Annotated in this window: 13 protein-coding genes; 7 read left to right on the plus strand and 6 right to left on the minus strand. The window is 67.7% G+C overall.

Features of this window, described 5'->3' with window-relative positions:
• Positions 1 to 60: 60 nt before the first annotated feature.
• From ACWZHB_RS17215 to ACWZHB_RS17230, 4 genes are all read right to left on the minus strand, one after another.
• A complete protein-coding gene (locus ACWZHB_RS17215; RefSeq protein ID WP_427908936.1) occupies positions 61 to 1641 on the minus strand; it encodes a PfaD family polyunsaturated fatty acid/polyketide biosynthesis protein in 1581 nt (526 codons plus the stop codon).
• Positions 1642 to 1797: 156 nt separating this feature from the next.
• A complete protein-coding gene (locus ACWZHB_RS17220) occupies positions 1798 to 2676 on the minus strand; it encodes an alpha/beta hydrolase family protein (protein WP_427908937.1) in 879 nt (292 codons plus the stop codon).
• Positions 2676 to 3191 carry a DUF4442 domain-containing protein gene (locus ACWZHB_RS17225; RefSeq protein WP_427908938.1) on the minus strand — a complete coding sequence of 172 codons (516 nt, stop codon included), beginning with the start codon at positions 3189 to 3191 and terminating at the stop codon, positions 2676 to 2678. Before ACWZHB_RS17225 ends, ACWZHB_RS17220 begins: the two co-directional genes overlap by 1 nt.
• 69 nt (positions 3192 to 3260) lie before the next feature.
• Positions 3261 to 4199, minus strand: a complete 939-nt coding sequence (locus ACWZHB_RS17230) for a LysR family transcriptional regulator (protein ID WP_427908939.1) — start codon at positions 4197 to 4199, stop codon at positions 3261 to 3263.
• A 371-nt stretch (positions 4200 to 4570) separates the two neighbouring features.
• Between ACWZHB_RS17230 and ACWZHB_RS17235 the strand changes: the two genes are divergently transcribed.
• From ACWZHB_RS17235 to surE, 7 genes are read left to right on the plus strand one after another with little or no spacing between them, the layout of a single operon-like run.
• Positions 4571 to 5794 carry a cytochrome P450 gene (locus ACWZHB_RS17235; protein ID WP_427908940.1) on the plus strand — a complete coding sequence of 408 codons (1224 nt, stop codon included), beginning with the start codon at positions 4571 to 4573 and terminating at the stop codon, positions 5792 to 5794.
• Positions 5795 to 5831: 37 nt separating this feature from the next.
• On the plus strand, positions 5832 to 7124 hold the full coding sequence (locus ACWZHB_RS17240) for an ABC transporter substrate-binding protein (RefSeq protein ID WP_427908941.1): 1293 nt from the start codon (positions 5832 to 5834) through the stop codon (positions 7122 to 7124).
• Positions 7125 to 7171: 47 nt separating this feature from the next.
• A complete protein-coding gene (locus ACWZHB_RS17245) occupies positions 7172 to 8155 on the plus strand; it encodes a sugar phosphate isomerase/epimerase family protein (protein ID WP_427908942.1) in 984 nt (327 codons plus the stop codon).
• Complete coding sequence (locus ACWZHB_RS17250) at positions 8152 to 9066, plus strand: carbohydrate ABC transporter permease (RefSeq protein ID WP_427908943.1); 915 nt, start codon at positions 8152 to 8154, stop codon at positions 9064 to 9066. Before ACWZHB_RS17245 ends, ACWZHB_RS17250 begins: the two co-directional genes overlap by 4 nt.
• Positions 9053 to 9868 (plus strand): carbohydrate ABC transporter permease, encoded by an 816-nt coding sequence (locus ACWZHB_RS17255; protein ID WP_427908944.1) that lies wholly within the window; start codon positions 9053 to 9055, stop codon positions 9866 to 9868. The genes ACWZHB_RS17250 and ACWZHB_RS17255 overlap by 14 nt, the downstream gene beginning before the upstream one ends.
• Positions 9869 to 9873: 5 nt before the next feature.
• Positions 9874 to 11049, plus strand: a complete 1176-nt coding sequence (locus ACWZHB_RS17260; protein ID WP_427908945.1) for an ABC transporter ATP-binding protein — start codon at positions 9874 to 9876, stop codon at positions 11047 to 11049.
• Positions 11024 to 11734: a 5'/3'-nucleotidase SurE gene (surE, locus tag ACWZHB_RS17265; protein WP_427908946.1), complete on the plus strand. Its 711-nt coding sequence runs from the start codon at positions 11024 to 11026 to the stop codon at positions 11732 to 11734. Before ACWZHB_RS17260 ends, surE begins: the two co-directional genes overlap by 26 nt.
• On the opposite strand, the gene ACWZHB_RS17270 is transcribed toward surE, so the two are convergent.
• Positions 11712 to 13226: a class I adenylate-forming enzyme family protein gene (locus ACWZHB_RS17270; protein ID WP_427908947.1), complete on the minus strand. Its 1515-nt coding sequence runs from the start codon at positions 13224 to 13226 to the stop codon at positions 11712 to 11714. The two genes, surE and ACWZHB_RS17270, sit on opposite strands and share 23 nt — an antisense overlap.
• Positions 13223 to 14422: an FAD-dependent oxidoreductase gene (locus ACWZHB_RS17275; protein ID WP_427908948.1), complete on the minus strand. Its 1200-nt coding sequence runs from the start codon at positions 14420 to 14422 to the stop codon at positions 13223 to 13225. The genes ACWZHB_RS17270 and ACWZHB_RS17275 overlap by 4 nt, the downstream gene beginning before the upstream one ends.
• Between the last annotated feature and the right edge of the window lie 9 nt (positions 14423 to 14431).

The following is a 14431-nucleotide window of genomic DNA, read 5'->3' on the forward strand; positions in this document are numbered from 1 at the left end:
CGCTGTCTGCCTGCATGGTGACGTCTCCCTGCCCAGCGGCGTGCCCGTGCACCGCGCTACTCATCGCGACTCGACAGTGGCGAGCGGGGCCGGAACGTACGTGGCGCAGCGGCCAGGTAGCCGCACACCCGCCGCGCGCAACTGACTCACGCGGGTGGTGAAGGCCGCGCCGCGCATGATCTGCAGCCCGACCTCGGCGACGTGGCGGTGCGCCGGTGCGGCTAGGTAGGTGCCCGCGACCCAGTCGTTGAACGCGCCCATCGCGGGCCCGCACCAGATCTGGTAGTCGAGCGTGCGATCGGGTGTCGCCGCGGTGCTCCAGCCCGACGAACGGCCCAGATACCACCGGAAGATCAGCGCCATCCGGCGTTTCGGGTTCCCCTCGGCACGCGCGATCTGCTCGGGGTCACGCTCGCGGAAGTAGCCGAGGCAGTCCTCCCACACCTCGTCGAACGAGCGAGCCAGGATCCGCTGCTCGATTTCGGCGCGCTCGGCGACGGGGATCGCCTCGATGCCGTCGTAGCGTCGATAGGTGTCGTACAGGCGCCGGGCCCGGCTCGCGAACATCGTGCCGCGTTGCAGCACCTGCACGTCGACGCCGAGTTCGAACATGTCCGACGACGGCGCCATGGTGGTATCGGCCACACCCGCTGCGGCCAGCAGTCGCTTCGCCGTATCCGACTGCGCCGCTTCGACAGTGGCCTGGTTGACCGACCCGGTGACCACGTAGGAGGCACCCATCGCGAAGGCCGCCGCGGCGGCCGCCGGGGTACCGATGCCACCGGCCGCGCCGACCCGGACCCGCTGGGCGTATCCGTATTCACGCTGGATCCGTTCACGCACCGCCAGCAGCGACGGCAGCAGAACCACCAGCGGACGGCGATCGGTGTGGCCACCGGAGTCCGCCTCGCCGGTGATGTCGTCGGCCATCGGGACCGACGCCGCCAGCTCGGCCTGCTCAGCCGTGATCTCCCCCGCGTCGAGCAGTCCGCGCACCAGGTGCTCCGGTGCCGGGCGAAGGAACAGCTCAGCGACCTCGGCGCGAGACACCTTGGCTATCAAGCGGTTTCGGGCGATCACCTGACCGTTCGGGTCGCGGTGCAGACCGGCCAGCCGGTAGCGCACCACCTGTGGGGTCAGGTCGAGGAACGCCGACGCCTCGACACAGCGCACCTCGTGCCGCAGGCAGGCATCCACGATCGCCCGCTCCAGCGCGTTCTCGCTGGGACTGTGGATCAGGTTGCAGGCGAACGGTTTTCCCGGTGCCTCGCGCCCGATCGTGGCCAGTGCCTCGTCGATCCGGGCGGGCAGCACCCCGGCGGCGCCGAACGAGGCGAGCAACCCCGCGCGGGCCATGGCGACCACCATCGGGGCCGAGGCGATCCCGTTGGCCATCGCACCGGCGTGATAGGCGAAGTCCACCCCGTGCGTCTGCCGGAACTCGTTGTTACCGAGCGTTTCCGGCCGCAGCGCCGGTGCGGCGGCCAGCACTTGCGCGCCACGGGCGGCACCGGCATCGGTGGTCACCGCGACACCGCGATCGTCACGAACCACGAACACCGGCTTGTCCAATTCCGACAGCGCGCGGTAGATGGAGTTGTCGTCCCTGGCGAGCGCCGAGGGTGCAAGGGAAGTCGTCACTGTGCCAATCCTTCTGAGAGCCCGAGAAGAGGTCGCTATCGAGTGGTGCCACGAACGGTCGGCCTTCCCCACCAAGGCAGCTGGCCTTCGTCACCGAGGCATCCGACCGTCGTCACCGAGGCAGTGGGTCTTGGTTGCCGAGTCGATCGGCCATCGCTATTGGGGCGGTCGGCCTTCGACAACCCACGCCGCGACCGCGGGCGCGACCAGTTCGCTGTCCTTCACCCACGACGCATGGCCGATGTGGGTGAAGCCCGAGGTCCGGTCGATGTGCCAGCGGTGCTGATCCGCCGCGCCCATCCGCTTGCTCAGGAAACGCACCGTGGATTCGGGCCCCAGCGGGTCGCCGTCGAGCGAGATGAGCAGCACCGGCAGCGTGAATTCGCGCAGCAGCCGGTCATAGTCGCGGGTGCTGCCACTGGGCCGGTAGTTGCCGGTCCGCAGGTGGCGCGCCCAGTCGATCATGACGCCCGCGGTCATCGGCCCGATCCCGCCGCCGCCGGTCCACCGTCCGCGCAGCCGGGTAACCGCACCGACCGACAGTCCGCGCGCCAAAACCTCGAGGCGCCTGCGCAGTTCGAACGACCACCAGTACACCGAACCGGTGCCGATCGTCGTGATGCTCGCGATCCGCTCCGGCTCGGCCGCCGCGAACAGCAGCGCGAGCTGTCCGCCGAGGCTGTGCCCGAACAGGTGCAGCGGCGCCTGCGGGAACCGTTCGCGCAGCGCGTCCGCCACGGCGGGCAGGTCGACCTCGATCAGCTCGCGATAGCCGAACCCGGGCCCCTCCCCCAGCGCGGGCTTGCTGTCGCCCTGCGCGCGCAGATCGAGGACGGCGGCCGTGAGCCCGGCCGCGTGCAAGGCCGTGACCAGCGGCAGGTAGTACTTGGCCTTGATGGACATCGCGGGCAGGATCAGCACGACCGGCGCGCTCGAATCCGCTTGCGGCAGCAGCCGAACCGCGAGTGCGGCGCCGTCGGTGGTGGGGACGGTAGTCGTTTCGAGGCCGGCGATCTCGGTGCGTTGCTCGCTCATCACGCCGCCATGGTGCAGACGTAGTCGAGCGCCACCTTGCCGACCAGCACGCCGGCCGCGTCGTACATCAGCGCCCGCGCGTCCACGTCCACCCGCTGCCCCGCTTCGGCCGCCAGCACCGTCGCGACGTCGCTCGGGTCGATGACCCCGATCGCCCGGATCCGGCCGAGGGCGGGTTTGCGGAACGACAGCCGCGCGTCCCGCAGTACCAACGTGTCGACCGCCGACAACCGCGAAGCCAGCGCGCCGACGAAAGCGCACGCGCCGGCGATATCGGCGGCCAGGAATTGCGCACCTGCGTGCACGGTCCGCAGATGGTTGAGGACGTAGGGCTCGTCGGGAATCTCCACGATCGCGCGGTGCGGACCGATTTCGGTGATTTCGGTACCCGCGTGGGTGCCGAAGGGAACCAGCTTGCTGACAATTCGCTGCAAGAGCAAGAAGTCGGGATTATCCGGATCGATCGCCTCGAATACCGAACCGAGGGTGGCTGAGGTTTTCAGTTCAGGTGCCATGAATTAATTGCATCATCCCCGGCCGCCGATGCGGATTTCCATTGCCGATCTCAATCGACCGAATGGAAATCAACTCGCCAATGGTTCTCCGTATACTTTGCCGCGGACGGTGGACTGCAGAAAATTCCGCGTCGCGTCGAGACTGTCCAGGAATACCTGCACCACTTCATTGGGACTGTCGACCCGCCAGGCGACCTGCAATTCCACCACCGGTTCCGGATCCACGAGCGGAACCACCCTCAGACCCATCGGCCGCGGCTCGTCCATGCTGATGAACGACGCGAACCCCAGATACCGGCGGGCCGCCACGGTGATCCCGGTGGCCACCGAATCGTTCATGTACTCGGCGACCTTCGGGAAGGCGCCCGCGCGCTCGCCCGCGGTCATGATGGCGTCGTACATCGCGGGGCTCACCTCACGGTTGAACAGCACGCACGGCGTCTCGGCCAGTTCGCGGATCGCGATCGACGACCGGTCGGCCCACCGGTGCCCCGGCCCGACCAGCGCGCCGATGCGCATCTGCAGCAGACACCGCGACAGCACCGAGTCGCCATTGGACGTGCCACCGTAGAGCAGCCCGACATCGAGTTCGCCGCGCGTGAGCGCGGTGAGCTGCGGACCGGAGCGACCCGAGCTGAGCTTGGTGGTGATGTTGGGGTAGTTCGCGTGCAATTGGGCCAGTGACCTGGGCATGATGAGCTGCCCGGCCCGGCCGTTGAACCCGATGTTGATCTTGCCCATCCGTCCGGCCGCGATGTCGCGGACGGTACTCGTCGCCGAGTTCACCTCCCCGAGAATCCGCCGGGCGTCGGTGCGGAACGCCTCGCCCGCGGGGGTCAGCTGCACCACCCGCGAGGTCCGCGACACCAGTTCGACGCCGAGATGGCGTTCCAGACGCTTGAGTTGCTGACTCAGTGACGGCTGCGTCAGGTGCAGCCTGGCGGCTGCCCGCCCGAAGTGCAGTTCGTCAGCGATGGCCAGAAATGCCTCGATATGCCGTGTCTCCATAGTTCGCGCCTCGCGTGATCAGGTACGTGACTCGTCCGAGATATTCCCCTTGTATAGCGGCACCGCACGTCATCGGGGAACGGGCCCGTGAAGCACAGATGAGCAGCGCCCTAATTCCTGCCGACCGCACGGCGTGTCCTGCCCGCCTCGCGGTGACCGCGGTCGCGGCCAGCGCTGTGAACGCGGTCGATTCGGCATTCGAATCGCTGACCCGGTAAAGCCCGATGATCCCCACCTTGACAGTGCGATCCATTTCGTACCGCAATGGATCAATAATGCGTTCCGCGTTGTCGCCCGCGACTTCGGGGTGGAAGACTTTTATGCGGTGCAGGCGAAAGAAATTCGACGCCGATTTCGAAGGAGCCCAGAAAATGACGACCACGGTTGCCAGTCAGCACGACGCCGAGTCGACGCTGGCCGAACTGTTCGCTCCCGACACCCGACCCGATCCGTATCCCGTCCACCGCGCCCTGCGCACGAAGTCGCCGTTGGTCACCAAAGGCGGCGACCTCGTGATCATCGCCAACTATGCCGATTGCCAGCAGGTGCTGCGCGACCCGTCGGTTCGCAACGACCCCAGCCTTTCCCGACTCGGCAAGGATCACCCGGAGCGCCCCGAATCCCTGCTCTTCCTCGATCCGCCCGCACACACCCGCATTCGCCGGCTCGTGTCGAAGGCTTTCACCCCCAGGGTGATTCGGGCCTCGCAGCCACAGATCCACTCGATCGTCGACGATCTCGTCGCGCAGATCGCGAGTAAGTCCGAATTCGACGTGATCTCCGAATTCGCGCTGCCCTTGCCGGTGCGGATCATGTGCGCGCTGTTGGGCATCCCGGTCGAGGAGTTCGACGACTTCGAGCCGGCCGCCCGCAGGCTGGGCCGCGTCCTCGACTTCAACCTCGTCGTCCACAACGACGACCTCGACGACGCCGAAGGCGCGCGCAACGAGCTGATGAACTACCTGAAGAACCTGATCGTCCGCCGCCGCGGCAACCTCGGCGACGACCTGCTCTCGCGGCTGATCGAGGTCGAAGAGGAAGGCGAAGTGCTCAGCGAGGGCGAACTGCTCGCCACCTGTGTGCTGCTGATGGTCGCGGGCCACGAGACCACCGCCAACCTCATCGCCAACGGTGTGCTCGCCCTGCTCCAGAACCCGGACCAGCGCGAAATCCTGCGCGCCGATCCGGAATTGGGGATCAGCGCCGCCGACGAGGTGCTCCGCTACGACGCGCCGATCCAGTTCGTGATGCGCATCGCCACCCGCGACATGGCGGTGAGCGGCACCGCGATCAGCCCCGGCACCGCGATGCTGGTGCTGCTCGCCGCGGCCAACCGCGATCCCGAGCACTACCCCGACGCCGATCGCTTCGATGTCGCCCGCGGTGCCGCCGACCACCTCGCCTTCTCCGCCGGTGCGCACTTCTGCCTGGCCGCGGCGCTGGGCCGGGCCGAGGGCGCGGCGGCGCTGTCGGCCTTCGCCGCGCGCGTGATCGACCCGGTGCTCGTGCCGGGTTCGCTGCGGTACCGGCCCAATGTGAACTTGCGTGGCATCCAGAGCATGACCGTCACGCACGGCGGAGTCCGACTCCGCTGACGCCCGATTCGACCACCCCCTCCACAGAAAGCCTGTTATGAACTCGCACCACCACGGCCGTAAGGCCGGATGGGGGATCGTGCTCGTCGCGGTCACCACGCTGCTCGCGGCCTGCGGCCAGAACAGCTCGGCCCCAGCCGGGGCCGACGACCCGGTGACCATCACCTTCCTGTCCTACACCTACGGACAGACCAACCCGCTGGGCAAGGGCATCGAGAAGTTGATCAACGACTTCCAGACGGCCAACCCGAAGATCACGGTCAAACCGCAGTCGGTCCCGACCGCGGACGCGCTCACCAAGCTGCAGAGCGAAGTGGTAGCGGGCAACCCGCCCGACGTCGCGCAGATCGGGTGGAGCAAGGTCGCGCAAGCGTCGCAGACCTTGCCGCTGCGGTCGCTCGAAGAAGTGGCCGGGACCGACGAGTGGAACAAGCACATGGCGGGCTTCGTGCCGTCGGTGCTGAAGGCGACTCCGGTCGCCGGTGCCAAGAAGCCGGTCGCGATGCCGTTCATGATGGCCACCCCGGTGGTCTTCTACAACGCCGATCTGTTCACCGCCGCCGGCCTCGACCCGGCCCAGCCGCCCAAGACGATGGCCCAGCTCAAGCAGGCGGCACAGGCGATCAAGGACAAGACCGAGGCCCAGGGCGTGTACGTCTCGGCGGCCGATCCGGGCAAGTCCGACTACCTGACCCAGTCGCTGGTCAACAGTGCCGGTGGCGGGCTGGTGTCGAGCAGCGGTGAGGTCACCGTCGATTCGGCCCCGGTGATCACCGCGCTGTCGACGATTCAGGATCTGACCAAGTCCGGTGTACAGCCCGCGGTCGACTTCGCCTCCGCGCAAAGCGCTTTCAACTCCGGCAAGCTCGGCATGCTCGTCACCACCGGCGGCGGTCTGCTGACCCTCGACGCGGCGGCCAAGGGCAAGTTCGCCCTGCAGGTGGCGCCCCTGCCCGCCTTCGACAACCTGCCCGCCCGCCCCACCTTCTCCGGCTCCGGCCTGACGGTCGTTGCCAAGGACGCCGCCAAGGCGAAGGCGGCGTGGAAGTTCGTGCAGTTCATGACCAATGACGAGAGCTTCAAGCTCATCGCCTCGCAGATGGGCTACCTGCCGCTGCGCACCGCGGCGGAGTCCTCGGCCGATCCGCGGCTCGGCTCGGCCGTGAAGCAGATGGCCGACCTGGCGCCCTACACCGCCTTCCCGGGCAAGCAGTCCAACCAGGGCGTCGTGATCCTGCAGGACGAGGCCGTCGAGCCGATCGTCCTGCGCGGTGCCGACCCGGCGGCGACCCTGCGCGCCGCCGCCACGAAGATCCGCGGACTCAACTGAGTTCGCGCACCCTCCGCTGACCCACCACCCCTCGAAGAGAGACAACGTTGTCACACCAGGTATTCGCCCACACGCCGCCCAATGGTTCGCACGGCGGCGCGGTCCCGGACAAGATCGGCCTGACGGTCAATCCGTGGTCGGGAAAGCAGCTCCTCCGTTCCGATTTCGAGGAGATGCGCGAATTCCTCGACGAGGCCGCGACCGCCGGATTCGGTTATGCCGAACTCGGCGGGTGCGGCCTCGGGGTGGTGATCGGCGGGCGGGTGCAGCGCTCCCGGCTGGCGGCGCTGCGCGACGCGCTGGCCGGGTGCCCACTGCGGCTGACCCTGCACAGCTCGTGGCATTCGTCCGGGCGCACCGGCAATCTGCTCGACACCGGCAGTGCTCCAGCCCAGCAACTCGGGCTGTTGGCGGATCTGGAAGTAGCCGCCGCGATCGGCGCCGAGGTGCTGGTCTACCACGCCGGGGTGCTGCCGAACCTGTACAGCGACGGTGACGAGTTGACCGCGGGCATGGCAACCGAACGCGCGATGCTGCGCGATCTCGCCGACGAATCCGGTGCGCGCGGGGTGATGATCGCGGTCGAGAATCGGGCGCCCGGGCCCGCGGTGCTCGCCCGCCGTTCCTACGGGATGCGCCTGGATCTGGTCGCCGAGCAGGTGCAGCGGATCGATCATCCGGCGGTGTCGATGTGCCTCGATGTCGGCCACGCCTATCTGTCGGCCGGCTATCTGGACTACGACTTCCTCGGCGCGATTCGCGAGGTCGCCCCGATCGTCGGCCACATCCACCTGCACGACAATTTCGGCCGGATGGCGCGTCAGCCCGACGCCAGCCCGTACGAACTGGAACTGCTCGGCGAAGGTGACCTGCATCTGCCGCCCGGCTGGGGCACGATCCCGCTCGGCGACGTACTGGAAACGACCTTCGTCCGCGACCCGGCGATCATCATCGAAATGCGGCACGCCCGCCACTACGCCGAGGCGCTGGACACCACCGTGCGCATGCTCGATGCGCGGGCGCGTTCATGACGCTCACCAAGGACCGCGAGGTCCGTGCGGTCGAACGCCCCGCCGCGACCGGGGTGGCCTGGCTGTACTTCTCGCCGACCATGCTCGCGATCGTGGCGTGGGTCTACGGCCCGCTCGTGTTCACGGCGGTGCTCAGCTTCCTCGATTGGAACCTGGTCTCCCCCGACATCGAGTTCATCGGCCTGGAGAACTACGAAACCCTGCTCACCGAACCGGAATTCGGCAATGCGGCCTGGAACACGCTGAAGTACGCGCTGTTGGTGCTGCCCTTCGCGACGGTCGTCCCGTGCGCGCTGGCCATCGCCCTGTGGAAGCGGCCGGGCCGGACCAGCGAGTTCTACCGGATGTTGCTGTTCCTGCCGGTGGTGCTCGCACCGGTGGCCAATGCGCTGTCGTGGCAGTTCATTCTGGATCCGCTGTACGGAATCGTGAATCAGACGCTCGGATTCGCCGGGGTGGAGCCGGTCAACTGGCTCGGCGACCCGGCCACCGCGCTGCCGACCATCGTCATGGTGACGGCACCGAAGGTGGTGGCGCTCAACACTTTGCTCTTCGGGGCGGCGCTGGCGAATCTGGACCGGCGCACCGTCGACGCCGCGCGCATGGACGACGCCACCGAAGGTGAGATCACCCGGTCGATCATTCTGCCGCAGCTGCGCCGCCCGATCATCCTGCTCGGGCTGCTGTCGATGGTGGTGGTGTGGCCGTGGCTGTTCACCAATATCGGGGTGCTCACCCGAGGTGGGCCGAGTAATGCCACCGACAACGTCTACTACCGGCTCTACACCTACGGTTTCACCTTCTTCGACGCGGGCACCGCGTCGGCGGCGGCCATCGTCATCGCCGTCGTGTTCGGCCTGCTCCTGACCTTCTACACCCTGCTCTCGAGGAGATCCAGTGCGACGCGGTGACGCGATCGGCAGGCACCTGCTACTGATCACGGCGGTGGTGCTGATGTTGTTCCCGGTGGTCTTGGCATTGACCACTTCGTTCAAACCGGTGTCGACGATCTTCGATCTGAACCCGATCCCGTATCCGGCGAGCCTGGAGAACTACGAGATGGCGGTGGGCCGGTTCCCGATCGGGCGGCTGCTGCTCAACACTTTCATCATGGCCGCGGGCGTCACCATCGCGACGATGCTGGTCGCACTGCCCGCCGCCTACGCGCTCGTGCGCTTCGACAAGGCCCGAGGTCGTGGCTTCGTCCTTGCGGCCGTGGGTATTTCGCTGCTGATCCCGCCGCAGGCACTGATCATCCCGCAGTTCCTGATGACCGCGAAGCTGGGTTGGCAGGGACACACGATCGGCGTGATCATCCCGCAGCTGGGTGTCAGCGCGCTCGCGGTGTTGTTGCTGCGCGACCACATTCGCTCGGTGCCGCAGTCGCTGATCGGTGCGGCGGTGCTCGAAGGCGCCACGTCGTGGGAGATCCTGCGCCACGTGGTGCTCGGGGTGCTGGGCCCAGCCTTGGGCGCGGTGGCGATTCTGCTGTTCATCAGTACGTGGAACGAATTCCTGTGGCCGCTGCTGGTGATGCCCGATCCGGAGGACACGACCATCCAGCCGGGTCTGGCCCTGTTCCTCGGTCCGGAGAGCGCGGAGTACGGCCCGATGCTCGCCGCGGCGATGCTGGCGTCGCTGCCGGTCGTCGTGATCTATGTCCTGGCGTCGCGACGGATCGCGGACGCCTTCCTTCATTCAGGGGTTCGGTGATCGACATGACAAGTCTCAGTGTGAGCGAGCCCCCGGTGCTGACCACCGAGCTCGACCTTTCGGCCGGCGTGGTGCTCGACGGGGTCATCAAGCAATACGGTGAGGACCGTCCGGCTCTCGACGTCGACCTCCTGCACGTGCCGGGACAGTCGCTGACCGTGCTGGTCGGGCCGTCGGGCTGCGGGAAATCGACCGCGCTCGGCGTGGTGTCGGGGTTGATCCCGCCCACCGCCGGACGGGTGCTCATCGACGGCACCGACGTCACCGACGTGGCGCCGGGGCGACGCGGTGTCTCGATGGTGTTCCAGGACTTCGCGCTGTACCCGCACATGACCGTCGAGCGCAATATCTCCTTCGGCCTGCGGCTGGAAGGCAAGCACAACCGCAACTCGGGGCTGGACCGCACCGAGATCGAGCGGCGGGTGGCGGGTGCGTGTGACAGCCTCGGGCTCAGTGAGCTGCGTCATCGCAGGCCCGCGCAGTTGTCGGGTGGTCAGCGGCAGCGGGTCGGGCTGGCCAGGGCGATCGTTCGGCAGCCGAAGGTGCTGCTGCTCGACGAGCCGTTGTCGGCGCTCGACGCGCAGTTGCGCCAGCTCGCGCGGGTGGAGCTGGTGCGGTTGCATCGCGAGCTCGGCAATACCGTCGTGCTCGTCACGCACGACCAGCTCGAGGCGTTGTCGATGGCCACGCATCTGGTGGTGATGAATGATTCGCGGGTGTTGCAGGTCGGCAGTCCGGCGCAGGTGTACCAGCGGCCGGTCGACCTGTTCGTCGCGACGTTCCTCGGTAGCCCGCCGATGAACCTGGCGACGGTGACCATGAATTCGGACGGGATAACCGGCCCGGGGTTGGATGTGCTTCTGCCACAGTCGGTTCCGGGTGTTCCGGCGGAACTGAAGCTGGGCTGGCGGCCGGGCGACGGCACACTGCGCGATCGTGACGACGCGGGATTGCTCGTGCACGGCGTGGTGGAGCTGGTCGAGTTCACCGGTGACACCAAGATCGCGCAGTGCACCGGCGAATCGGGTCGGTGGGCAGTGACACTGCCCGCGAACGATCAGGCGCCCGCGATCGGCTCGCGGATCCGGGTGTCCGTCCCGGCTGATCGACTGCACCTTTTCGACCCCGAAACCGGCGCCCGCGTAACGGCTTTCGATGCACCTGCTGATCACCAACGATGACGGCTACCGCGCGCCGGGTCTCCTGGCGTTGGCGGAAGCCGTGCGCGCGCTCGGCATCGACGCGACGGTGGTAGCACCGAGCGGGCCGATGTCGGGCGCGAGCCAGTCCCGGCGCAGTGGCGTCGCGATGAACTGGGAGTGGGCCGCACCGACCGCCGGTATTCCCACGCTGCACGTGGGGTCCACGCCGGCGGCGTGTGTGGTGTTCGCGCTGACGTCCGGGATCGTCGCGCCGGTCGACTTGTGTCTGAGCGGGGTGAACGCGGGCGAGAACATCGGGGCCACACTGAATGTCAGCGGTACCTTCGGCGCGGTCCAGGAGGCGGGCGCGCGTGGGGTGCCCGGGATCGCGTTCTCGCGGGAGTTCGGTGGGCCGTGGGCCGAGCCGGGTAACTGGGACTGGAGCTGGGTGCCCGCGGCGACCACTGGCGTACTCAGCACCCTCTTGGCGGAGCGGGCAAGCTGGTTCGCCGCGAACGTCAATCTCTCCGGCACCGATCGCGGCGCCGATCCGGCCTACACCAGGGTCAGTCGCGCGCGGTACTACACCGACATCTTCGACCTCGATCGCTCCGCCATCCTCAGCACGATCGGCTACCGTGCCGAGGACCTCGACCCCGGCGACGACATCTACGCCTTCGCCGAGCAGAAGCGGACCAGCATCACCCTCGTGCCGCGGGCTTGAACGGCTCGGACCGCAGCACGGTCTTCACGATCTTGCCGCCCGGGTTGCGCGGCAGCGGTTCGGTCCGCACCGAGAAATACTGGGGGACTTTGAAATCGGCGAGCCGCTCACGCAGGTAGCCGAGCACGGCGGCCTCGTCGAACTCGGTGCCAGGCACCGGCACCACCACGGCGCCGACCTTCTCGCCCATCATGTCGTCGGGGACCCCGACCACCGCGGATTCACCGATGCCGGGGGCGCCGGCGAGGGCGTTCTCCACCTCGACGCAGTACACGTTCTCGCCACCGCGGTTGATCATGTCCTTGGCTCGGTCCGCGATCGACACCAGCCCCCGCTCGTCGATCCGGGCGAGGTCACCGGTGCGCAGCCAGCCATCGACGAAGGTCGCGGCGGTGGCTTCGGGGTTGTTCCAGTATCCGGCAACGACATTGGCGCCACGGATGAGTAGTTCGCCGACGCCGCTGACGGGGTCCGGCGCGTCGATGGCCAGGTCGACGATCGGCGCGGCGAACCCCACCGAGTCCGCGTGGTCGGTGGCCCATTCGTGGGGCAGGTAGGTCGAGATGGACGCGGTCTCGGTGAGGCCGAAACCGTTGGCCAGGCGCGCGTTCGGGAAATGCGCGGCGATCTCGGCGACCAGCGCGGGCGCCACCGGCGCGCCACCGTAGGCGACCCGGTTCACCGCGCTCAGGTCGAACTCGGCGAAGTCGGGTTGCCGGAAGGCGAGGTAGTAGATGGCGGGAGGGTTGGTGAGCGAGGTGACTCGCTCGTCGACGATCGCGCGGAGGAAGTCCTGGATCTTGAACCGCGGCAGGATGATCGTGGTGCCGCCGATGGCGAGCTGGGGGATCAGCTGACTGTTGCAGGCGGTGACGTGGAACAGCGGCACCGAGACCAGATTGCGCAGGGTCGGGCCTTCGTCAACGGCGATCCGGGCGAGCCGGCGGACGTTCTCCACGGTGGCGAGCAGGTTGCGATGTGTGGTCATCGCGCCCTTAGGGCGGCCGGTGGTGCCGCTGGTGTAGAAAATCGCGGCCAGGTCGGTGGGGCCCGCGCCGTCGTAGACGTAGGGATCGCCCTGCGGCAGCGACTCGTTCGGCCGCAGACTGTAGGCGGCATCGGAGTCGGTCAGGACATAGTCGATCTCCGGGGCGGCGAACCGGGTGTTGACCGGGACCGCCACCGCACCGGCGAGCACGATACCGAGAAAGCCGACCACCCAATCGGTTCCGGCGTCGAGCAGGCTGGCGACGCGGTCACCCGGCTGGATTCCCTTGTCCCGCAATCCACCCGCTGTGTGTGCCGCGCGATCCCACAGTTGCCGGTAGGAGAGTCGCTCACCACCGATCTCGACGACGGCTTCCTGGTCGGGCGAGGTGTGCACCGTGTGGCGGAGCATGTCCACCAGAGAATCGGGCAGGTCGGCGTAGTGGGCGACACCGTGCTCGTCGCGGAAGATCCCCGCGGTGTCGAACGGTCGCACGATCATCATGAGCCCTGCGGGTTCAGCAGCGGGGCGAGGTTGTCCTCGGCGAAGAACTCCCGGCCGCTCAGCCCGCCTGCCATCATCCGGAACCACTGCTGGGTGTGTTTCGGGCTGCTCGGCAGTGCCCGCATCACCTCGACATGTTTGTCCGGCAGGACAAGTCGCGAGGATTCACAGGTGAATCGGTACATCGGCTTGCTCGACCGATCCCGCTGCGCCTGATAGTCGGCGAGCGCTTCGTCGATCGGCCGCGCCGCCGACAGCCCCTCGTGCACCCGCTCGGCGAGCAGGTCGGCGTAGGTGAACGCGTCGCTGATCCCGAGACCGGTGAAGGGGTCCTTGTGATATCCGGCGTCGCCGACCAATGCCCAACCGGGGCCGTGGGATTCGCGGTAGAAATTCTCCGGGTAGCGGGCGATGTAGAACCGTTCGTCGCGTTCGCCGGTGTCGAGCAGTTCGGCGAGGTCGGGCGCGGTTTCCTTGAACGCCAACGAGAAGTTGCGCTCGACATCGGTGCGGAACGGCGCGAACCGGTCGACGTATTGCACACACCAGATCAGCGTCTTGCCGTCGTTGGTCGGCCAGCCGCCGACCGCCTGCTTGTCGCCGATCCGCAACTGGCTCTGCATGTTCAGGCCGGACCAGTACGAGTAGGCGGTGAAGGTCTCCCCCGGGATCACGTCGTACTTCTGGGCACCGGTGAGCTGGGCGATAGTGGACGCGTATCCGTCGGCGCCGATGACGAGGCGGGCGTGTTCGGTGACCGGTTCGCCGTCGCGGTCGCGGCCGACGATGCCGGTGACGATCTCACCGTCGCGCACCAGATCTGTCACGGTGACGCCTTCGCGCAGATCGACCCCGGCCTCGCGGGCGGCATCCTGCAACAGCTTGTCGAGCACGATGCGCCGCGGCGCGTAGGTCTCGGCGATGCCGTCGATCGGGTCGGAGAAACCCTCGAAGTGGGCGTCGGCGTACGACATGGTGATCGAGTGGATGGGCGTGCAGCCGGTGGCTTCCAGCCGATCGAGCAGTCCCCAATCCCGCAGTCGCGCTAGTCCACTCTGCCGCAGCATGTGGGTCGACACGGCATCCTTGGGAAACAGCGCCTGGTCGACGCAGAGCACCCGGTAACCACGCCGCGCGAGCAGCATCGCGACCGTGGCACCGGCACAGCGGGCGCCGACAACAATGACATCGTGCACAGTCTTCGA

The organism is Nocardia sp. FBN12 (assembly GCF_054031145.1).